General features: G+C 72.2%; 19 protein-coding genes. 3 read left to right on the forward strand and 16 right to left on the reverse strand.

Annotated elements, in window-relative coordinates; genetic code table 11:
• Nucleotides 1-37 precede the first annotated feature (37 nt).
• Genes ACN28A_RS36995 through pyrR form a run of 6 tightly spaced genes read right to left on the reverse strand, consistent with a single transcriptional unit; the run spans nucleotide 38 to nucleotide 8418 of the window.
• Nucleotides 38-1102, reverse strand: coding sequence for a quinone-dependent dihydroorotate dehydrogenase (locus ACN28A_RS36995; RefSeq protein ID WP_421403523.1), 1065 nt, complete (start codon nucleotides 1100-1102; stop codon nucleotides 38-40).
• Nucleotides 1099-4422, reverse strand: coding sequence for a carbamoyl-phosphate synthase large subunit (carB, locus tag ACN28A_RS37000; protein ID WP_421403525.1), 3324 nt, complete (start codon nucleotides 4420-4422; stop codon nucleotides 1099-1101). Before carB ends, ACN28A_RS36995 begins: the two co-directional genes overlap by 4 nt.
• Nucleotides 4415-5554 carry a glutamine-hydrolyzing carbamoyl-phosphate synthase small subunit gene (carA, locus tag ACN28A_RS37005; protein WP_421403526.1) on the reverse strand — a complete coding sequence of 380 codons (1140 nt, stop codon included), beginning with the start codon at nucleotides 5552-5554 and terminating at the stop codon, nucleotides 4415-4417. Before carA ends, carB begins: the two co-directional genes overlap by 8 nt.
• Nucleotides 5555-5606: 52 nt before the next feature.
• Entirely contained in the window at nucleotides 5607-6914 is a 1308-nt protein-coding gene (locus ACN28A_RS37010) for a dihydroorotase (RefSeq protein WP_421403528.1), read from the reverse strand.
• Nucleotides 6914-7837 (reverse strand): aspartate carbamoyltransferase catalytic subunit, encoded by a 924-nt coding sequence (locus ACN28A_RS37015; protein ID WP_421403530.1) that lies wholly within the window; start codon nucleotides 7835-7837, stop codon nucleotides 6914-6916. The genes ACN28A_RS37010 and ACN28A_RS37015 overlap by 1 nt, the downstream gene beginning before the upstream one ends.
• Nucleotides 7837-8418 (reverse strand): bifunctional pyr operon transcriptional regulator/uracil phosphoribosyltransferase PyrR, encoded by a 582-nt coding sequence (pyrR, locus tag ACN28A_RS37020; protein ID WP_421403532.1) that lies wholly within the window; start codon nucleotides 8416-8418, stop codon nucleotides 7837-7839. The genes ACN28A_RS37015 and pyrR overlap by 1 nt, the downstream gene beginning before the upstream one ends.
• Nucleotides 8419-8701: 283 nt before the next feature.
• Here pyrR and ACN28A_RS37025 point away from each other — a divergent pair, with 283 nt between their 5' ends.
• The gene (locus ACN28A_RS37025; RefSeq protein ID WP_101366736.1) at nucleotides 8702-9190 is read left to right on the forward strand and encodes a transcriptional regulator; all 489 of its coding nucleotides are present in this window, start codon (nucleotides 8702-8704) and stop codon (nucleotides 9188-9190) included.
• A 487-nt stretch (nucleotides 9191-9677) separates the two neighbouring features.
• On the opposite strand, the gene nusB is transcribed toward ACN28A_RS37025, so the two are convergent.
• The 5 genes from nusB to ACN28A_RS37050 all read right to left on the reverse strand — a co-directional run bounded on the left by nusB (nucleotide 9678) and on the right by ACN28A_RS37050 (nucleotide 13340).
• On the reverse strand, nucleotides 9678-10088 hold the full coding sequence (gene nusB / locus ACN28A_RS37030) for a transcription antitermination factor NusB (protein ID WP_421404840.1): 411 nt from the start codon (nucleotides 10086-10088) through the stop codon (nucleotides 9678-9680).
• Nucleotides 10089-10111: 23 nt separating this feature from the next.
• Nucleotides 10112-10669, reverse strand: a complete 558-nt coding sequence (efp, locus tag ACN28A_RS37035; protein WP_421403534.1) for an elongation factor P — start codon at nucleotides 10667-10669, stop codon at nucleotides 10112-10114.
• 111 nt (nucleotides 10670-10780) lie between these two features.
• Nucleotides 10781-11227, reverse strand: a complete 447-nt coding sequence (gene aroQ, locus ACN28A_RS37040) for a type II 3-dehydroquinate dehydratase (protein WP_421403536.1) — start codon at nucleotides 11225-11227, stop codon at nucleotides 10781-10783.
• The gene (aroB, locus tag ACN28A_RS37045) at nucleotides 11224-12300 is read right to left on the reverse strand and encodes a 3-dehydroquinate synthase (RefSeq protein WP_421403538.1); all 1077 of its coding nucleotides are present in this window, start codon (nucleotides 12298-12300) and stop codon (nucleotides 11224-11226) included. Before aroB ends, aroQ begins: the two co-directional genes overlap by 4 nt.
• A gap of 11 nt (nucleotides 12301-12311) precedes the next feature.
• Entirely contained in the window at nucleotides 12312-13340 is a 1029-nt protein-coding gene (locus tag ACN28A_RS37050; protein ID WP_421403540.1) for a helix-turn-helix transcriptional regulator, read from the reverse strand.
• 83 nt (nucleotides 13341-13423) lie between these two features.
• On the opposite strand from ACN28A_RS37050, the gene ACN28A_RS37055 reads away from it, so the two are divergent.
• Nucleotides 13424-14158: an alpha/beta fold hydrolase gene (locus tag ACN28A_RS37055; RefSeq protein ID WP_421403542.1), complete on the forward strand. Its 735-nt coding sequence runs from the start codon at nucleotides 13424-13426 to the stop codon at nucleotides 14156-14158.
• Here ACN28A_RS37055 and ACN28A_RS37060 read toward each other — a convergent pair whose 3' ends face one another.
• From ACN28A_RS37060 to ACN28A_RS37075, 4 genes are all read right to left on the reverse strand, one after another.
• Nucleotides 14159-14671: a shikimate kinase gene (locus ACN28A_RS37060; RefSeq protein WP_421403544.1), complete on the reverse strand. Its 513-nt coding sequence runs from the start codon at nucleotides 14669-14671 to the stop codon at nucleotides 14159-14161.
• 61 nt (nucleotides 14672-14732) lie between these two features.
• Nucleotides 14733-15911, reverse strand: a complete 1179-nt coding sequence (aroC, locus tag ACN28A_RS37065) for a chorismate synthase (protein ID WP_421403546.1) — start codon at nucleotides 15909-15911, stop codon at nucleotides 14733-14735.
• Between the two features lie 143 nt (nucleotides 15912-16054).
• Nucleotides 16055-16240, reverse strand: a complete 186-nt coding sequence (locus ACN28A_RS37070) for a DUF397 domain-containing protein (protein WP_421403548.1) — start codon at nucleotides 16238-16240, stop codon at nucleotides 16055-16057.
• On the reverse strand, nucleotides 16233-17009 hold the full coding sequence (locus tag ACN28A_RS37075) for a helix-turn-helix domain-containing protein (RefSeq protein ID WP_421403550.1): 777 nt from the start codon (nucleotides 17007-17009) through the stop codon (nucleotides 16233-16235). The genes ACN28A_RS37070 and ACN28A_RS37075 overlap by 8 nt, the downstream gene beginning before the upstream one ends.
• 329 nt (nucleotides 17010-17338) lie before the next feature.
• Between ACN28A_RS37075 and ACN28A_RS37080 the strand changes: the two genes are divergently transcribed.
• Entirely contained in the window at nucleotides 17339-17629 is a 291-nt protein-coding gene (locus ACN28A_RS37080) for a hypothetical protein (RefSeq protein WP_421403552.1), read from the forward strand.
• A 94-nt stretch (nucleotides 17630-17723) separates the two neighbouring features.
• Here ACN28A_RS37080 and ACN28A_RS37085 read toward each other — a convergent pair whose 3' ends face one another.
• Nucleotides 17724-18530: a shikimate dehydrogenase gene (locus tag ACN28A_RS37085; protein WP_421404842.1), complete on the reverse strand. Its 807-nt coding sequence runs from the start codon at nucleotides 18528-18530 to the stop codon at nucleotides 17724-17726.
• Nucleotides 18531-18549: the final 19 nt, after the last annotated feature.

Genomic DNA, 18549 nt, shown 5'->3' on the forward strand with positions numbered 1-18549 from the left:
GTACCTTGCGGCCCCGCTGTCGGGGGCTCCCCGGTGCTCACCGCGCGGTCGCCCGGGCCACCGCGCGGACCAGTCCCGGCCCGCCGTAGACGAAGCCGGTGTAGAGCTGCACCAGGTCGGCTCCGGCGTCGAGCAGCGCGGTGGCGTCGGCCGGGTCGAGGATGCCGCCCACCCCGACCACCGGCAGCGCGCCGCCGGTCTCGCGGCGCACGAACGAGACCACCTCGCGGGTACGCGCGGTCAACGGCCGCCCGGAGAGCCCGCCCGGCTCGCCGGCCCGGTGCGCGTCGGAGTCGGCGATCCCGTCCCGGCCCAGCGTGGTGTTGGTGGCGATCACCCCGGCCGCACCCCGGTCCAGGCAGACCGCCAGCAGTTCCGCGATGGCCGGCTCGGTCAGGTCCGGAGCGATCTTGACGAGGACCGGCTTCTCACCCACCAGGGCGGTCAGCAGCGCGTCGAGATGCGCCGCGTCCTGCAACTTACGCAACCCCGGGGTGTTCGGCGAGGAGACGTTCACCGCGAAGTAGTCCCCGTACGGCGCCAGCGCCCGGTACGAGTCCAGGTAGTCGGCGACCGCGTCCGCCAGCGGGGTGACCCTGGACTTGCCGAGCGAGATGCCGAGCGGCACCCCCAGCGGCCGGCGCAGCGCGGCCAGCCGGGCGGCCAGCGCCTCCGCCCCGGCGTTGTTGAAGCCCATCCTGTTGATCACCGCCGCGCTTTCCGGCAACCGGAACAGCCTCGGCCGGGGGTTGCCCGGCTGCGGGCGCGCGGTGACCGTGCCGACCTCGACGAAGCCGAAGCCGAGTGCCGGCCAGGCCGGCAGCGCGGCGCCGTCCTTGTCCATCCCGGCGGCCAGCCCGACCGGGTTGGGGAAGCTGACCCCGAAGACGGTGCGCGGGGCGGCGACGGCGTACCGGGCGCGCAGCAGCGCCAGCGCGGCCGGGCTGCGGGACAACCCGGCCAGCCGGCGCAGCGTCCACTCGTGCGCGGTCTCGGCGTCCCCGCCGCCGAGCCGGAACAGCGCCGGCCGGACGATCCGGTCGAAGACCGCTCCCCCGCCCGCCGCGCTCCGGCCCGGCGCCGTGCTGGTCGGCGCGCTCACTCGCCGGCCCGCAGTGCCGCGTGCAGCTCCTGGAGCGGCCGGACCGCCATGTCGCCCCGGATCAGCGCCTCGATCCCCATCACCGCCGCCGCCGCACCCGGCACGGTGGTGATGCACGGGATGTCCGCGCCGACCGCCGCGCTGCGGATCTCGTACCCGTCGGAACGCGCGCTCGCCCCGGAACCCTGCGGGGTGTTGATCACCAGGTCCACCTCGCCGGCCGCGATCAGCGAGACCGCGTCCGGCGAGTCGGCGCCCTCCTCGTAGTGCTTGCGGATCAGCGTGCAGGAGATGCCGTGCCGGCGCAGCACCTCACCGGTGCCGGTGGTGGCGACGATCTCGAAGCCGAGGTCGGCGAGGCGCTTGACCGGGAAGATCATGCCGCGCTTGTCCCGGTTGGCCACCGAGACGAAGACCTTGCCCTTGACCGGCAGCGAGCCGTACGCCGCCGCCTGGGACTTGGCGAAGGCGTGCCCGAAGGCGGTGTCGATGCCCATCACCTCGCCGGTGGACTTCATCTCCGGGCCGAGCAGCGAGTCGATGCCCTTGCCGGTCGGGGTACGGAACCGCTTGAACGGCAGCACCGCCTCCTTCACCGCCACCGGGGCGTCGGCCGGGGTGGTCGTGCCGTCCCCGCTGGGCGGGAGCAGCCGCTCGGCGCGCAGCTCGGCGATGGTGGCGCCGAGCATGATCCGGGCCGCCGCCTTGGCCAGCGGCACCGCCGTCGCCTTCGAGACGAACGGCACGGTACGCGAGGCCCGCGGGTTCGCCTCCAACACGTAGAGGGTGTCGTCCTTGAGCGCGTACTGCACGTTGAGCAGGCCGCGCACCCCGATGCCCCGGGCGATCTGCACGGTGTAGTGGCGTACCGCCGCCAGGTGCGAGCTGGCCAGCGTGATCGGCGGCAGTGCGCAGGACGAGTCGCCGGAGTGGATGCCGGCCTCCTCGATGTGCTCCATCACCCCGCCGACGTAGACCTCGCCGTCGGCGTCGCAGAGCGCGTCAACGTCGATCTCGATCGCGTCGTCGAGGAAGCGGTCCACCAGCACCGGATGGTCCGGCGAGATGTCGGTGGCCCGGTTGATGTACCCGCGCAGCGTCTCGTCGTCGTAGACGATCTCCATGCCCCGCCCGCCGAGCACGTACGACGGCCGGACCAGTACCGGATAGCCGATCTCGGCGGCGATTCCCTGGGCCTCCTCGAACGAGGTGGCGGTGCCGTGCGCGGGCGAGCGCAGCCCGGCCCGGTCCAGCAGCGCGCCGAACGCGCCCCGCTCCTCGGCCAGGTGGATCGACTCCGGGCTGGTGCCGACGATCGGCACACCCGCGTCCTTGAGCCGCTGTGCCAGGCCCAGCGGGGTCTGCCCGCCGAGCTGCACGATCACCCCGACCACGCCCGGCCCGCCGGCCGCCCTGCCCGAGCTGTCCTCGGCGTGCCAGACCTCCAGCACGTCCTCGAAGGTCAGCGGCTCGAAGTAGAGCCGGTCGGCGGTGTCGTAGTCGGTGGAGACGGTCTCCGGATTGCAGTTGACCATCACCGTCTCGTAGCCGACCTCCCGGAGGGCCATCACGGCGTGCACGCAGGAGTAGTCGAACTCGATCCCCTGGCCGATCCGGTTCGGACCGGAACCCAGGATCAGCACCTTGGGCCGGTCCGATCCGGTCACCTCGGTCTCTTCGTCGTAACTGCTGTAGTGGTACGGCGTACCGGCGGCGAACTCGGCCGCGCAGGTGTCGACGGTCTTGTAGACCGGGCGTACCCCGAGCCGGTGCCGCAGCGTCCGCACCCCGTCCTCGGCGGCGAGTTCCGGGCGGAGCGCGGCGAGCTGCCGGTCGGAGATGCCGGCCCGCTTGGCCCGGCGCAGCAGCTCCTCGTCGAGTACGGCGGCGGCGACGATCTCGGCGCGCAGCTCGACCAGCCCGGCGATCTGGTCCAGGAACCAGGGGTCCATCCCGCCGGACGCCTCCGCGACCTGGGCCACCGAGGCACCGAGCCGCAACGCCCGCTCGACGCCGTAGAGCCGCCCGTCGTGCGGCATCCGCAGCGCCGCCAGGGTCGACTCCAGGGTCGCGCCCTCCGGGTCCGGCGTGGTCCAGAAGCCGCCCTCCCTGGTTTCCATCGAGCGCATCGCCTTGTTCAGCGCCTCGGGAAAGTTCCGGCCCAGGCTCATCGCCTCGCCGACCGACTTCATCGTGGTGGTGAGTTCCCGGTCGGCGGCCGGGAACTTCTCGAAGGCGAACCGGGGAATCTTCACCACCACGTAGTCGAGGGTCGGCTCGAACGCGGCGGGAGTCTTCAGGGTGATGTCGTTCGGGATCTCGTCCAGCGTGTAACCGACAGCCAGCTTCGCGGCGATCTTGGCGATCGGGAAGCCGGTCGCCTTGGACGCCAGCGCCGACGACCGGGAGACCCGGGGGTTCATCTCGATCACGACCAGCCGGCCGTCGCGCGGGTTTACCGCGAACTGTATGTTGCAGCCGCCGGTGTCCACCCCGACCTCGCGGAGCACCGCGATGCCGAGGTCGCGCAGCCGCTGGTACTCCCGGTCGGTGAGGGTCATCGCCGGGGCGACGGTCACGCTGTCCCCGGTGTGCACGCCCATCGGGTCGACGTTCTCGATCGAGCAGACCACCACGACGTTGTCGTGCCTGTCCCGCATCAGTTCGAGTTCGTACTCCTTCCAGCCGAGCACGCTCTCCTCGATGAGTACCTCGTGCACCGGGCTGGCGGAAAGCCCCGTTCCGGCGATCCGCTCCAAGTCCTCGTCGGTGTGCGCCATCCCGGAGCCGAGCCCGCCCATCGTGAACGACGGCCGGATCACCACCGGCAGGCCGAGGTCGGCGACGGTGGCCCGGACCTCGTCCATCGAGTGGCAGACCCGGCTGCGCGGGGTCTCGCCGCCGGCCTTGGCGACGATCTCCTTGAAGAGCTGCCGGTCCTCACCGCGCCGGATCGCGTCGATGTCGGCGCCGATCAGCTCGACGCCGTACTTGGCCAGCACGCCGGACTCGTGCAGCGCCACCGCGGTGTTCAGCGCGGTCTGCCCGCCCAGGGTGGGCAGCAGGGCGTCCGGCCGCTCCTTCGCGATCACCAGCTCGACGAACTCCGGAGTGATCGGCTCGACGTAGGTTGCGTCGGCGAACTCCGGGTCGGTCATGATGGTCGCCGGGTTGGAGTTGACCAGGCTGACCCGCAGCCCCTCGGCGCGCAGGACCCGGCACGCCTGGGTGCCGGAGTAGTCGAACTCGCAGGCCTGGCCGATCACGATCGGCCCCGACCCGATCACAAGTACGTGTTTGAGGTCTGTCCGCCTAGGCATGCTTGCCGCCTTCACTCTGCCTGTCGCCGATCAGCTCGGCGAAGCGGTCGAAGAGGTAGTCCGCGTCGTGCGGGCCGGCCGCCGCCTCCGGGTGGTACTGCACGGTGAACGCGGGCACGTCCTTCGCCCGCAGCCCCTCGACCACGTTGTCGTTCAGGCAAACGTGGCTCACCTCGACCCCGCCGAAGTCGGTGTCGATCACCTTGTTCAGCGGCGCGTCGACCGCGAACCCGTGGTTGTGGCTGGTCACCTCGACCTTGCCGGTGGCCTGGTCCAGCACCGGCTGGTTGATGCCCCGGTGGCCGTACCCCAGTTTGTAGGTGCCGAAGCCGAGCGCCCGGCCGAGGATCTGGCTGCCGAAGCAGATCCCGAACAGCGGGAGCTGTCGGCGCATCACCTCGCGGGCCAGGCCGGCCGGATGTCCGGCGGTGGCCGGGTCGCCCGGACCGGGCGAGAAGAAGACCGCGTCGGCGCCGGTGGCCAGCAGGTCCTCGATGCTGGACGAGGCCGGCAGCACGTGCGTGGTGACCCCGCGCGCGGCGAGCCGACGCGGCACGTTCCGCTTGATCCCCAGGTCGAGAGCGGCCACCGTGAACCGGTGCTCCCCCTCGGCCTGCACGACGTACGGCTTCGCGGTGGTCACCTCGGCGGAGAGGTCGGCACCCGTCATCTTCGGCGCCTGGCGCACCCGGACCAGCAGCTCCGCCGGGTCCTCGGTCCGGCTGGAGATGCCGACCCGCATCGCGCCGCGCTCCCGCAGGTGCCGGGTCAGCGCCCGGGTGTCCACCCCGGCGATCCCGACCACGCCCTCGGTGGCGAGCCGGTCCTCCAGGGCGCCGGTGGCCCGCCAGTTGGAGCCGAGCCGGGCCGGGTCCCGGACGACGTACCCGGCCACCCAGATCCGGCCCGACTCGTCGTCCTCGTCGTTGACCCCGGTGTTGCCGATGTGCGGCGCGGTCTGCACCACCACCTGACGGTGGTACGACGGGTCGGTGAGCGTCTCCTGGTAGCCGGTCATCCCGGTGTTGAAGACCGCCTCGCCGAAGGTCTCCCCCACGCTGCCGTACGCCTCGCCACGGAAGCTCCGGCCGTCCTCCAGGACCAGGATCGCGGGTCGCCGCCGCCCGCTCATGCCTCGCCCCCGATCCGGACTGCGGGGCTCGCAAGCTCACTCCTCGCTCGGATCACTTCACGGCCTTTCCGTCCAGCACCGTCGGCTCGCCGCGCAGGAAGGTGGCGACGATCCGGCCGGGCAGGGTCAGCCCGGCGTATGGGGTGTTGCGGCTGCGGCTGGCCTGCTCGCCCGGGTCGACGGTGCGTCGGGCGGCCGGGTCCACCAGGGTCAGGTTCGCCGGTACTCCCGGTGCGGGGGTCCGGCCGTGCTCGGCCAGCCCGGCGATCCGGGCCGGGGTCCGGGACATCCGCTCGGCGATCAGGTCCCACCGTTCGCCGAGTACGTCGAGCAGCACCGGGAGCGCCGTCTCCAGCCCGAGCATCCCCGGCCGGGCGTACGCCCACTCGCACTCCTTGTCCTCCAGCGCGTGCGGGGCGTGGTCGGTGGCGACGACGTCGATGATCCCCTCGACGAGTGCGGCGCGCAGCGCGGTGACGTCGGCGGCGGTACGCAGCGGCGGGTTCACCTTGAACACCGGGTCGTAACTTGCGGCGCGTTCGTCGGTCAGCAGCAGGTGGTGCGGGGTCACCTCGGCGGTGACCCGGACGCCCCGGGCCTTGGCGTGCCGGAGCACCTCGACGCTGCCGGCGGTGGAGAGGTGGCAGACGTGCAGCCGGCTGCCGACGTGCTCGGCGAGCAGCACGTCCCGGGCGATGATGGCCTCCTCGGCCACCGCCGGCCAGCCGGTCAGGCCGAGCCTCGTTGCGACCTCGCCCTCGTGCATCTGGGCGCCCTCGGTCAGCCGGGGCTCCTCGGCGTGCTGGGCGATCACCCCGTCGAACGCCTTGACGTACTCCAGCGCCCGGCGCATCAGCCGGGGGTCGGCGACGCAGTGCCCGTCGTCGGAGAAGATCCGGACCCGGGCGGCGGACTCGGCCATCGCGCCCAGCTCGGCCAGGTGCTCGCCGGCCAGCCCGACGGTGACCGCGCCGATCGGCTGCACGTCGACAAGTCCGGCCTCCCGGCCGAGCCGCCACACCTGCTCGACCACGCCGGCCGTGTCGGCGACCGGCGAGGTGTTCGCCATCGCGCAGACGGCGGTGTAGCCGCCCAGCGCCGCCGCCCGCGAGCCGGACTCGACCGTCTCGGCGTCCTCCCGGCCCGGCTCCCGCAGGTGGGTGTGCAGGTCGACCAGGCCGGGCAGCGCGACAAGCCCGTCCCCGTCGACCACCCGGGCTCCCCGGGCGGCCAGGCCGGACCCGGTCTCGGCGACCACCCCGCCGGTCAGCAGCAGGTCGGTCGGCTCGGCGCCGAGCACCCGCACGCCCCGGATCAGGTACGCGGCCTCCGGGTCACCTCCGGCCGTCAACTCGGTCATCAGTTCATTCCCCCCAGCAGCAGGTACAGGACGGCCATCCGGACGGAGACGCCGTTGGCGACCTGTTCGACGATCGTGGAGCGGGACGAGTCGGCCACCTCGGGCGCGATCTCCATCCCGCGGTTCATCGGACCCGGGTGCATCACGATGGCGTGGTCCGGGAGTCGGGCCATCCGGGGCCCGTCGAGCCCGTAGCGCCGGGCGTACTCCCGGGCGGACGGGAAGAAGGAGTCGGCCATCCGCTCCCGCTGCACCCGCAGCATCATCACCACGTCCGAGGTGGGCAGCACGGCGTCGAGGTCGTAGGAGACCTCGGTGCCGGGTGCCAGCGCGGTGCCGATGTCGACCGGGATCAGCGTCGGCGGCCCGACCAGGGTCACCTTGGCGCCCAGGGTGGCCAGCAGCAGCACGTTGGAGCGGGCGACCCGGCTGTGCAGCACGTCCCCGACCACCGCGACCGAGAGGCCGGCCACCCGGCCCAGCCGGGACCGCATCGTGTACGCGTCCAGCAGCGCCTGGGTCGGGTGTTCGTGGGTGCCGTCCCCGGCGTTGAGCACCGAGCCCTCGACCCAGTTGGCGAGCCGGTGCGGCGCCCCGGAGGCGGGGTGCCGGATCACCACCGCGTCGGCCCCCATCGCCTGGAGGGTCAGCGCGGTGTCCTTCAGGCTCTCGCCCTTGGAGACGCTGGAGCCCTTGGCGGAAAAGTTGATCACGTCGGCGGAGAGCCGCTTCGCCGCCGCCTCGAAGGAGATCCGGGTCCGGGTGGAGTCCTCGTAGAAGAGGTTGACCACGGTACGGCCGCGCAGCGCCGGCAGTTTCTTCACCTCGCGGCCGGCCACGGTCGCCATCTCGGCGGCGGTGTCCAGGATCAGCGTCGCGGTGGCCGCGTCGAGATCAGCCCCGGAAAGCAGATGTTTGAGCACTATGCCGCCCCTCCGATCAGCTTGACCTCGTCGGTGCCGTCGGTCTCCGCGAGGGTCACCTTGACGCTCTCGGCGAGCGCCGTCGGGATGTTCTTCCCCACGTAGTCGGCCCGGATCGGCAGTTCCCGGTGGCCCCGGTCGACGAGTACGGCGAGCTGCACCGAGCTGGGCCGGCCGAGATCGTTCAGCGCGTCCAGGGCGGCCCGGACGGTCCGGCCGGAGAAGAGGACGTCGTCGACCAGGATCACCCGTTTGCCGTCGATCCCCTCCGGGGGCACCTGGGTCGGCCCGATCGCGCGTACCGCGTGCCGGCGGAGATCGTCACGGTAGAGAGTGATATCGAGCACACCCACCGGTACGGCGATGCCCTCGAAGGCGTTGATCCGGGCCGCCAGCCGGCGGGCCAGCGGAGCGCCCCGGGTGGGGATACCGAGCAGTACGGTACCGGCGGCACCCTGGGTCTTCTCCAGGATCTGGTGTGCGATGCGGTCCACCACCCGGGCCAGTTCGGCGCTGGTCAGGATGACCTTCACGGACGGTGGTGGGGGCGGCTGCGGCTGGGCAGCCTGCGGGTACGCCACGGCGGACCCCCTTCCCCGCCTCACGGGACGGGTCGTTAAAGGACGTCGGATTCCGGCGCTTGCCTCGCGGGGCCCGGGCCGGGGCTCTCGTCACGTTACCACTGGCCACGGCGCCGGCCTCGGCGGGCCGCTGACCCTCGGATCAGCAAGTCGAAACCGCCCGGCCGAACACGATCTTTGTAATAGGTAGGTAACTAGCACTTGACCACGTGTCGTAATCCCCGTACCGTCACGCTCCGTAGCGATCGCTGGGGAGATCCCCGACCAGCACTGGGAGTGCCGAATGCCCTCTGAATACGCCAAGTCGTTGGGCGCGCGCCTGCGCTCTATCCGTCAGCAGCAGGGACTCTCCCTGCAGGGGGTGGAGGAGAAGTCAAACGGACGGTGGAAAGCCGTCGTGGTCGGCTCGTACGAGCGGGGCGACCGGGCGGTGACGGTGTCCCGTCTCGCCGAACTCGCGGACTTCTACCGGGTGCCCGTCTCGGAACTGCTGCCCGACGGCAGTGGCGTCCGTCACGAGCCGACGAACAAGATCGTGCTCGACCTCGAGCGCCTGTACGACGAGGCATCCGAGGATCTCGCCTACGTCGCCCGCTATGCCCGGGCCATCCAGCAGCAGCGTGGCGACTACAACGGACGGGTGCTGTCGATTCGCGCGGACGACCTCCGGGCGCTCGCGATCGTCTACGACTCCTCCCCCTCCGGCCTGATCGAGCGGCTCACCGAGCACGGTGTGCTCGTCGCCGATCCCCGGGCGCTCTTCGCGTCCTGACCACCCGGCATCGCGGGGTCCGTGCCCACCCGGCACGGACCCCGCGAGCCGTTTCCGGCCTCGCCCGGCCCCCGCAAGCTCGCCCGGCCCCGCAAGCTCCCCCGGCCCCGCAGTCTCGCCCGGCCCCGCAGTCTCGCCCGGCCCCGCAGTCTCGCCCGGCCCCCGCCTGCTGGCAGGGCTACCTCGACGCGGAGACTGTCGAGCTGCCCCGCCTGTGCGCCCATCGACTGCCCGTCCGCGACCCGGCAGAGCCGGCCGCCGCCGGGCACGCCGGGCGTTCAGCGGGAGCGCAGACGGGGCAGCTCGACAGTCTCCACCACAGACAACCCACGGCGACCGAACCGCCCACGGCAACCAAACCGTCCCGGACATGCGAGATGCGAGATGCGAACAAGGCAGCTCGACAGCCAGCCTCGATCGGCCGCGCCGCACCCGGGCGGCGGGCAGCACGGGTGCAGCAGGCAGCATCCGGGCAGCAGGCAGCGGCTCAGCGGGTGGCGTACTCGGCGATCCGGCCCAGCAGGCCGTTGAGGAATCGGGGCGAGTCGTCTGTCGACATCTGCCGGGCCAACTCGACCGCCTCGCTGATCGCCACCGCGTCGTCGATCTCGTCGACGTAGAGCAGCTCGTAGATGGCGATCCGGGCGAGGTTACGGTCGACCACCGGCATCCGGTCCAGCGTCCAGCCTTCGGCGTAGCTGTCGATCAGCTCGTTGATCCGGGCCTGGTTCTCCGCCACGCCCTCGATCAGCCCGATCGCGTAGCCCAGGTGCTCGGGGTGCGGCCGTTCCAACCGCTGGAGATAGCCGGTCAACACCTCGGCCACCGGCCGGGCCCGCAGGTCCGCCTCGTAGAGGACGTCCAGGGCCCGCTTGCGCGCCTTGCGGCGGGCCGGCATCTGCTGTTTGGGGCCCTCCGCCATCAGGCTCGGCCGAGATAGCGGCCGTCGCGGGTGTCGACCTTGATCTTCTCGCCGGTGGTGATGAAGAGCGGCACCTGGACGGTGGCCCCGGTCTCGACAGTCGCCGGCTTGTTGCCACCGGTGGAGCGGTCGCCCTGGAGGCCCGGCTCGGTGTAGGTGATCTCCAGCACGACGCTTGTCGGCAGCTCGACGTAGAGCGGCACGCCCTCGTGGGTGGCGACGATCGCCTCGGCCTCGGGCAGCAGGTAGTTGGCCGCCTCGCCGACCGTGCCGCCGGGAACCGGAATCTGGTCGTACGTCTCCAGGTCCATGAAGACGTAGTCCTCGCCGTCGGCGTAGAGGTACTGCATGGTCCGCTTGTCGACGGTGGCCGTGTCGACCTTGGTGCCCGCGTTGAACGTCTTGTCCACCACCTTGCCGGACAGCACGTTTTTCAGCGTGGTGCGCACGAAGGCGCCACCCTTGCCGGGCTTGACGTGCTGGAACTCCACGACCGACCAGAGTTCGCCGTCGAGGTTGAGGACCAGACCGTTCTTCAGGTCGTTGGTGGTGGCCATTTCCTGCCTTGATCTTCAATACGGGCGGACGGACCCGGCAAGTCTACAAGCAGCGTCCAGTTGATGATGACCAGCCCGTTTCGCCGCCCCGGGAGGCCCGGTCAGCGCCGGTCAGCCCCGGGCGGACCGGTCCCGCAACGCGGCCAGGTGCAGCAGGGCCAGCCGGTAACCGTCCAGCCCGAGGCCGCAGATCACCCCGGTCGCCACCGCCGAGACCACCGAGTGGTGCCGGAACTCCTCCCGGGCGTGGATGTTGGAGATGTGCACCTCGACCAGCGGGCCGCGCAGCATCGCGCAGGCGTCCCGGAGCGCGTAGGAGTAGTGCGACCAGGCGGCCGGGTTCAGCACCACCCCCGCCTCCTCGTCGGCCGCCTGGTGCAGCCAGCCGATCAACTCCGGCTCGACGTCGGTCTGCCGGACCTCCACGTCCAGCCCCAGCTCCTTGCCGGTGGCCTGGCAGCTCGCCGCCAACTCGGCGTGGCTGGTCGCGCCGTACACCTCGGGCTGGCGGGTGCCGAGCCGGCCCAGGTTGACCCCGTTGAGTACGTAGACCTTCATTCCGCCACCTCGGCGTAGGCGTCGAAGAGCAGTTGGTCGTCCGGGCCGTCCAGGATGCCGGTCACGGCCAGCCCGTCCAGCACCACGAAACGCAGCCGGTTGCCCCGGGCCTTCTTGTCCACCCGCATCGCGGCCAGCAGCTCCGGCCAGGCGTCCGCCCGGTAGCTGGTCGGCAGCCCGAGCGTGGTCAGCAGGGCCCGGTGCCGGGCCGCGGTCGACTCGTCCAGCCGGCCGGCCCGGCGGGCCAGCCCGGCGGCGTAGACCAGGCCGACCGAGATCGCGTGCCCGTGCCGCCAGCGGTAGCCCTCCACCTTCTCGATCGCGTGCCCGAGGGTGTGGCCGTAGTTCAGGATCTCCCGCCGGCCGGCCTCGCGCAGGTCCCCGGAGACCACGTCGGCCTTCACCCGGATCGCCCGCTCGACCAGCTCCCGAACCACCGGCCCGGCCGGGTCCGTCGCGGCGGCAGGGTCGGACTCGATCAGGTCCAGGATGGCCGGATCGGCGATGAAGCCGCACTTCACCACCTCGGCCAACCCGGCGGTCAGGTCCACCGCCGGCAGCGAGTCGAGCATCCCCAGGTCGCAGAGCACCCCGACCGGCGGGTGGAAGGCGCCGACCAAGTTCTTGCCGGCGGCCGTGTTGATCCCGGTCTTGCCACCGACCGCCGCGTCGACCATGCCGAGCAGCGAGGTCGGCACCGGCACCCAGCGGACCCCGCGCAGCCAGCAGGCGGCGACGAAGCCGGCCAGGTCGGTCACCGCACCGCCGCCGACCCCGACCACCGCGTCGGTACGGGTGAAGCCCGCCGCGCCCAGTCGCGCCCAGCAGTCGCCCGCCACCTCGATGTCCTTGCCGGCCTCGGCGTCCGGCACCGGCACGGTGAGCGGTTCGATGCCGGCGGCGCGCAGCCGCTCGGCAAGCTCGTCGGCGTGCGCCTTCAGCGGCGGGGCGTGCAGCACGGCGGCGCGCTCGGCACCGTCAAGCAGTGGCGGCAACGCGGCCAGCAGATCCCGGCCGACGAGTACGTCGTACGGCCGGTCGCCGCCGACCGGTATGCGGGTCAGCTCGTCCATCGGGCTAGAGCCTAGTCGATGGGACTTCCCGGAACCGGTGGCCGACGGGCGGCGTACCGGGCGAGGGTGTCGGCGTATCCGGTGACGGCAATGCGCAGCTCGTCCGGGCGGAGCACGGTGAACGGCCAGCCGAGTCCGGCGAGGAGCTGCGCCATCCCGGTCAGGTTCTCGGCCCGGGTGCGCAGCAGGATGCCGTCGTCGGTGGCGGCCAGCTCGCCGACGCCGGGCGGAATGCGTCGCCGGGCCTGCTCCAGCTCCGTCTCCAGCAGCACCTCGACCTCCCACCGGTACGGCACTCCGGCCAGCGACCGGGTCACGTGCCCGACCGGGTCGAATCCGGGCGGCACGGAGAACGGCCCGCTCCCGGCCTTGGTCCCGCTCCCGGTTCCGGCCCTGGTCCCAGTCCCGGCCTCGACCGAGACGATCCGGTCGAGCCGGAAGGTGCGGATCTCGTCGCGCCGGTGGTCGAGACCGGTGACGTACCAGCGACCGGAGTGGAAGACCAACCCGTACGGGTCGAGGTCGCGCACCGACGACTCGCCGCCGAAGGAGCGGTAGTCGATGGTGACCCGTTGCCGGGCCCGGGTCGCCGCGCCGAGCGCCAGCAGGGTCGCGGTGGCCGGCCGGGCGGCGTCTTCGCGCCGTCGCAGGCTGAATCCGAGGCTCTCGGTCACCGCGTCCAGCCGGTCGGCGAGCGGCTGCGGCAGTACCCGGCGGATCTTCGCCTGGGCGAGGTCGGTGGCCGGGGCGGCGGTGCCGAGCCCGAGCTGTTCGGCGGCGACCAGCCCGAGCAGTACGGCCACCGCCTCGTCGTCGGTGAGCATCAGCGGCGGCAGCCGGTAGCCGGGCCGGAGCCGGTAGCCGCCGTACCGGCCCCGGGCGGCGGTCACCGGGATGCCGAGGTCGACGAGGGTCTCGGCGTACCGCCGGACGGTCCGCTCGTCGACGCCGAGCCGGGCGGCCAGCTCGGTGCCGGTCAGCCGGTGGGAACTCTGCAGCAGTTCGAGCATCCCGAGCACCCGGGCGGCCGGATGTGGCACGGGTCACGCTCCTAATCCGGGCGGAAGTCGCCCGGATTCGACTCTAGCGTGGGCGCCGAACCACCCGAGATGAAGGAGCAGAGATGGCCACGTTCGTCCTGGTACCCGGTTTCTGGCTCGGCGCCTGGGCCTGGCGGGAGGTGACCGAGGGGCTGCGCGCGGCCGGGCACCGGGCGTACCCGTTGACCCTGACCGGGGTGGCCGACCGGGCCCACCTGGCCGGCCCGGAGACCTGCCTGGAGACGCACACCCTCGACATCGTCGAGCTGATCGAGACCGAGGAACTGCACGACGTCGTACTCGTCGGGCACTCCGGCGGCGGAATGCCGGTCCAGCAGGCGGCGGACCGGATCGCCGACCGGATCGCCCGGGTGGTCTATGTCGACAGTGGACCGCTGCCGGAGGGTACGGCGCAGATGGACACCGTCGAGCCGGACGAGCGGGAGTCACTGCTGGCGCTGGTCGGCGACGGGCACCTGCTGCCGCCACAGGCATGGCAACCGGCCGACGACCCGAACCTGGCCGGCCTGGACGACGAGCTGCTGGGCCTGCTCCGCAGCCGCGCCACCGCCCAGCCACTGCGCGCCGCCACCGACCCGGTACGGCTGCCGCACGGCGGCCGGGTGCCGGCCGCGCTGATCGCCTGCACCTTCCCGGTGGAAATGGTCCGGCAGATGATCGACGAGGGGCATCCGTTCTTCGCCGGGCTGGCCGGTGCCGACCTGCACGGCCTGCCGACCGGGCACTGGCCGATGCTCAGCGAACCGAAACGCCTCACCGACCTGCTGGACCAGATCGGCCGGGCGGTCAGTAAGTAGCTATCCGGCGTCGCCGGCGAGAGTCGTCAGGATCTCGTCGGCGACCTGCTCCGGGGTCCGCCCGTCGGTCACCACGGTCAGGGTCGCCACCTCGGCGTAGAGCGGACGCCGCTGGTCCAGCAGGTGTTTCAGGGTGGCCCGGGGGTTGATCGCCAGCAATGGCCGACCCGCACCGAGGCCGACCCGCCTGGCCGCGTCCGGCAGCTCCACCGAGAGGTGGACGACCCGGTGCCCGGCCAGGGCGGCCCGGGTCTCCTCGGCCAGGATCGCACCGCCACCGAGCGCCAGCACCCCGTCGAAGGAGGCCAGCGCGGTCGCCACCGCAGCCCGTTCCAGGGTGCGGAAATGCTCCTCGCCGTCGTCGACGAAGATCTCCGGGATCGGCTTGCCGGCCATCGCCTCGATGTCGCTGTCGGTGTCCCGGAAGTCGACCCCGAGCCCCTTGGCGACCAGCAGCCCGGTGCTGGTCTTGCCGGCACCCATCACACCGACCAGGACACAGACCGGCGCCATCAGCAGCGCTCCCGTTCCGTTCGCGACTGCGGGGCTCGCAGACCCGGCTCTCTCCTCGCGCTCACCGGATCACCAGGTTGTCCAGGTAGCCGGCGACGTTGCGGCGGATCTCCGCGACCGAGTCGCCGCCGAACTTCTCCAGCGCCGCCTCGGCCAGCACCAGCGCCACCATCGTCTCGGCGACGATCGCGGCGGCGGGCACCGCACAGACGTCGGAACGCTGGTTGATCGCGGTCGCCGGCTCGCCGGTCGCCACGTCCACGGTGGAAAGCGCCCGGTTCAGCGAGGAGATCGGCTTCATCGCAGCGCGTACCCGAAGCGGCTCGCCGGTGGTGATCCCGCCCTCCAGGCCGCCGGCCCGGTCGGTGACCCGGCGTACCCCGGTGGCGGTCGGGACGATCTCGTCGTGCGCCGCCGAGCCCCGGGACCGGGCCTGCTGCCAGGCGTCGCCGATCTCCACACCCTTTATCGCCTGGATCGACATCAGCGCGGCGGCGAGCCGGGCGTCGAGCTTGCGGTCCCACTGCACGTGACTGCCCAGCCCCGGCGGCACGCCGTAGGCCAACACCTCGACGATCCCGCCGAGGGTGTCGGCGTCGGACTTGGCGGCGTCCACCTCGGCGACCATCCGGGCGCTCGCCTCCGGGTCGAGGCAGCGCAGCGGGTCGGCGTCGATCCGCTCGGCGTCCTCGGGGCGGGGCTGGAGGCCCGGCTTGGCCGCCACCGAGCCGAGTTCCACGACGTGCGAGACGATCTCGACGCCGAGCGCCTGCCGGAGCAGGGACCGGGCGACGGTGCCGACCGCGACCCGGGCGGCGGTCTCCCGGGCGCTGGCCCGCTCCAGGATCGGCCGGGCGTCGGTGTGGCCGTACTTCTGCATGCCGGCCAGGTCGGCGTGCCCGGGGCGAGGGCGGGTCAGCGGTGCGTTCCGGGACTGCCCGGCCAGCACCTCCGCGTCGACCGGATCGGCCGCCATCACCGTCTGCCACTTCGGCCACTCGGAGTTGCCGACCCGGATCGCCACCGGGCTGCCCAGGGTCCGGCCGTGCCGGAGACCGCCGACGATCTCGACCTCGTCCCGCTCGAACGCCATCCGGGCGCCCCGGCCGTAGCCGAGCCGGCGACGGCCCAACTGGTGGACGATCTCCTCGCTTGTCACCTCGACCCCGGCCGGCAACCCTTCGAGCACCGCCACCAGGGCGGGTCCATGCGACTCTCCCGCCGTCAACCAGCGCAACACGACAGCAACCCTCTCCTCGCCGCGACCCGGGCCGGCCGCCCGCCAGCCGTCAAGTTTGGCACGGCGCCGGCAGGCTGCCGCGTACCGCCCGTGCTGTCCCGCTCTACGGACGGACGGGCGCGCGGATCAGGTCCCTGCGCTGGCTACGGCCGCCGGGTCACCTCGCCGACGAACGCCCGCCAGGCGGCCGGCCCGAACGTCAGGGTGCCGCCAGCCCGGTCCTTGGTGTCCCGGACCAGCACCCGGCCCGGAAGGTTGTCGGCAACCTCCACGCAGTTGCCCTGGTTGGTGCTGCTGCGGCTGCTCTTGTGCCAGTTCGGCTCAGTCATGGTTGTTGACCGCCTTCATGATCAGATCTCGCGACAAGCTTACCGGCAGGGCCAGACCGCGGACGATCTCCCACACTCGCTCAAGTTCGTCCACGTCCGTCCCGTCGGTCACCGACCGTCCTCGAAGCTGGTCGTCAAGATAGACGGCCCGGCCCCGGGCCGGCAGGGTCGCCAACACGAACGCTCCCGCTAGACCAGGGTGGAGGCCAGCGGCCCGGGGCACAACCAGGATCTGCACCTGCGGCCGGCGGCTCAGCTCGACCAGATGCTCCAACTGCTCCTTCATGACGTCGGCAGGCCCATAGCTGAGGGCCACCTCGCAGATGAGCGCAGACAACATCGGCGGGTTGGGCCGGTTGATCGTCGCGGCTTGCCGTTCACGCCGCACCTGCGTCGTCCGCTCGATCACCTCCTCGGGCAGCCTGCCGCTGGCCAGCAGCGCCCGGGTGTACGCCTCGGTCTGGAGTAGTCCGGGAATCAGGCTGTGCTCGAAGCAGCGCAACATGGTTGCCCGCTGCTCCTGCTCCGTCCAGGGGCGCAGCCAGATGGGCCGGGCATCATTCCGCGCCTCCGTCGTCGCACGCTGGATCTGGTCACCGGTCTTGAAATACGCGTCAAGGCGTTCGGCGGTGTCCGGCTGGGGAATCATCCGGCCCTGCTCGAACGCCGCGATCGACGCGCCACTCAGGCCGACGGCCGCCCCGACCTGATCCCTGGTTCGCTTCGCCCGAGTTCGCTGTGTCCTGAGGATCTCGCGTAGGTCGCTCATCTAATCCACCTGACTCCCGATCAACCAGCCGATATCTCTCGATACTCTCGCTCGCTCATATTCCGCTCCAGATGGCTTTGAGTCCAGGGTGGAATGCAGCCGAAGAGACTGAGAGGTGACCCGATGACGCAGGAAGGGCGGCCCCACCGACGAGACTGGCGACGGCTGTGGCGCTACTGCCGCTGCGGCCACCGCTGGGTCTGCCCAGACTCAGTGAAAAGGGTTCCGCTGCCATTCGGCCCCCCGCTGCGACCGATGACCGAGGCGGAGTACCGGGCCGGCATGGAGGCGTTCTCCCCCAGGGTCACGCGGTCGGAGCGGACGTAGCCGTGATCGGGCCGCAGGAACGCTGGTACCGACACATGCGACGGCTCGCCCAGCGTCGCTACCCGGCCGGTGGACACGTTCCGGCGCCGTCGTACAGCTGCCGGAGCTGTCAGGATCCCTGGCCCTGCGCGCCGGCCCGCCTGGCCCTGCTGATCGGCTTCAACGGCAACCGGGTCGGACTGATGATGTACCTCGGCGTACACCTCACCCGCGCCATGCAAGCCATGCCGGACACCCACCCCGCGCTGATCGCCGGACAGATCCTGTATTGGGTGCCCCGGCGCCGCCAATGACCTGCCTCGGCACCCGACCGGCCCGCCTCGGTCCGCCGCCTTCCCCTCGGCGCTCCGGGGCGGGCCGCTGTGCGCCAGGGCCGAAACCCGGGGCTCAGCGTGCGGAACGGGCGGCGGCGAGCGCGGAGCGCATCTCGGCGACCGGGGCGGGCACTCCGGTGAACTGCTCGAACTGCCCGACCGCCTGGGCCAGCAGCAGGTCGAGCCCGGACACGATCCGGCAGCCGGCGGCCGAGGCGGCGGCGGCCAGCGGGGTCGGCCAGGGGTCGTAGACGACGTCGAAGAAGACCGTCTTGGGACGCCAGGACCGGGCCGCCGTCGCGAAGTCGTCGGCGGCGCCCTTCGGCACGGTCGAGATCACCAGATCCGCGCCGTCCGCCTCCGTCGGAGCCGCCCAGTCCGCGATCTCGAACCGCAGCCCGAGCGTGTCGGCCAGCCGGGCCAGTTCCTCCCCGGCGGCGCGGCGCCGCACCCGGCAGGTGACCCGGCGGGCGGCCAGCCGGACGGCGGCGGCGAGCGCGGCCCGGGCCGTGCCGCCGGCGCCGAGCAGCACCACCTCGGCGCCGGCCGGCACACCGGCGTCGGTCAGCACGTCGACCATCCCGGGTACGTCGGTGTTGTCGGCGGCCCAGGAGCCGTCGGGTCGGCGTACCAGAGTGTTCGCCGCACCGGTCGCGGCGGCGACCGGCGAGACCTCGCCGGCCACCGCGAGCGCCGCCTCCTTCAGCGGCATGGTCAGGGAGAGCCCCGCCCACTCCGGGCCGAACGAGGCCACCCGGTCCGCCAGCTCGACCTCGGCACACTCGATCGCGGTGTACGACCAGCCGGTCAACCCGGCCGCCGCGTACCCGGCGTTGTGGATCACCGGGGAGAGCGAGTGGGCGATCGGCTTGCCCAGCACCGCCGCCCGGCGCCGCACA

The sequence above is a fragment of the Plantactinospora sp. WMMB782 genome (assembly GCF_049179135.1).
GTDB lineage: Bacteria > Actinomycetota > Actinomycetes > Mycobacteriales > Micromonosporaceae > Plantactinospora.

Bases quoted from the DNA above. Each gene is read 5' to 3' on its own strand.
- carB (WP_421403525.1), bottom strand. From the start codon at position 4,422: ATGCCTAGGCGGACAGACCTCAAACACGTACTTGTGATCGGGTCGGGG.
- carA (WP_421403526.1), bottom strand. From the start codon at position 5,554: ATGAGCGGGCGGCGGCGACCCGCGATCCTGGTCCTGGAGGACGGCCGG.
- ACN28A_RS37010 (WP_421403528.1), bottom strand. From the start codon at position 6,914: ATGACCGAGTTGACGGCCGGAGGTGACCCGGAGGCCGCGTACCTGATC.
- ACN28A_RS37025 (WP_101366736.1), top strand. From the start codon at position 8,702: ATGCCCTCTGAATACGCCAAGTCGTTGGGCGCGCGCCTGCGCTCTATC.
- nusB (WP_421404840.1), bottom strand. From the start codon at position 10,088: ATGCCGGCCCGCCGCAAGGCGCGCAAGCGGGCCCTGGACGTCCTCTAC.
- efp (WP_421403534.1), bottom strand. From the start codon at position 10,669: ATGGCCACCACCAACGACCTGAAGAACGGTCTGGTCCTCAACCTCGAC.
- aroQ (WP_421403536.1), bottom strand. From the start codon at position 11,227: ATGAAGGTCTACGTACTCAACGGGGTCAACCTGGGCCGGCTCGGCACC.
- aroB (WP_421403538.1), bottom strand. From the start codon at position 12,300: ATGGACGAGCTGACCCGCATACCGGTCGGCGGCGACCGGCCGTACGAC.
- ACN28A_RS37055 (WP_421403542.1), top strand. From the start codon at position 13,424: ATGGCCACGTTCGTCCTGGTACCCGGTTTCTGGCTCGGCGCCTGGGCC.
- ACN28A_RS37060 (WP_421403544.1), bottom strand. From the start codon at position 14,671: ATGGCGCCGGTCTGTGTCCTGGTCGGTGTGATGGGTGCCGGCAAGACC.
- ACN28A_RS37070 (WP_421403548.1), bottom strand. From the start codon at position 16,240: ATGACTGAGCCGAACTGGCACAAGAGCAGCCGCAGCAGCACCAACCAG.
- ACN28A_RS37075 (WP_421403550.1), bottom strand. From the start codon at position 17,009: ATGAGCGACCTACGCGAGATCCTCAGGACACAGCGAACTCGGGCGAAG.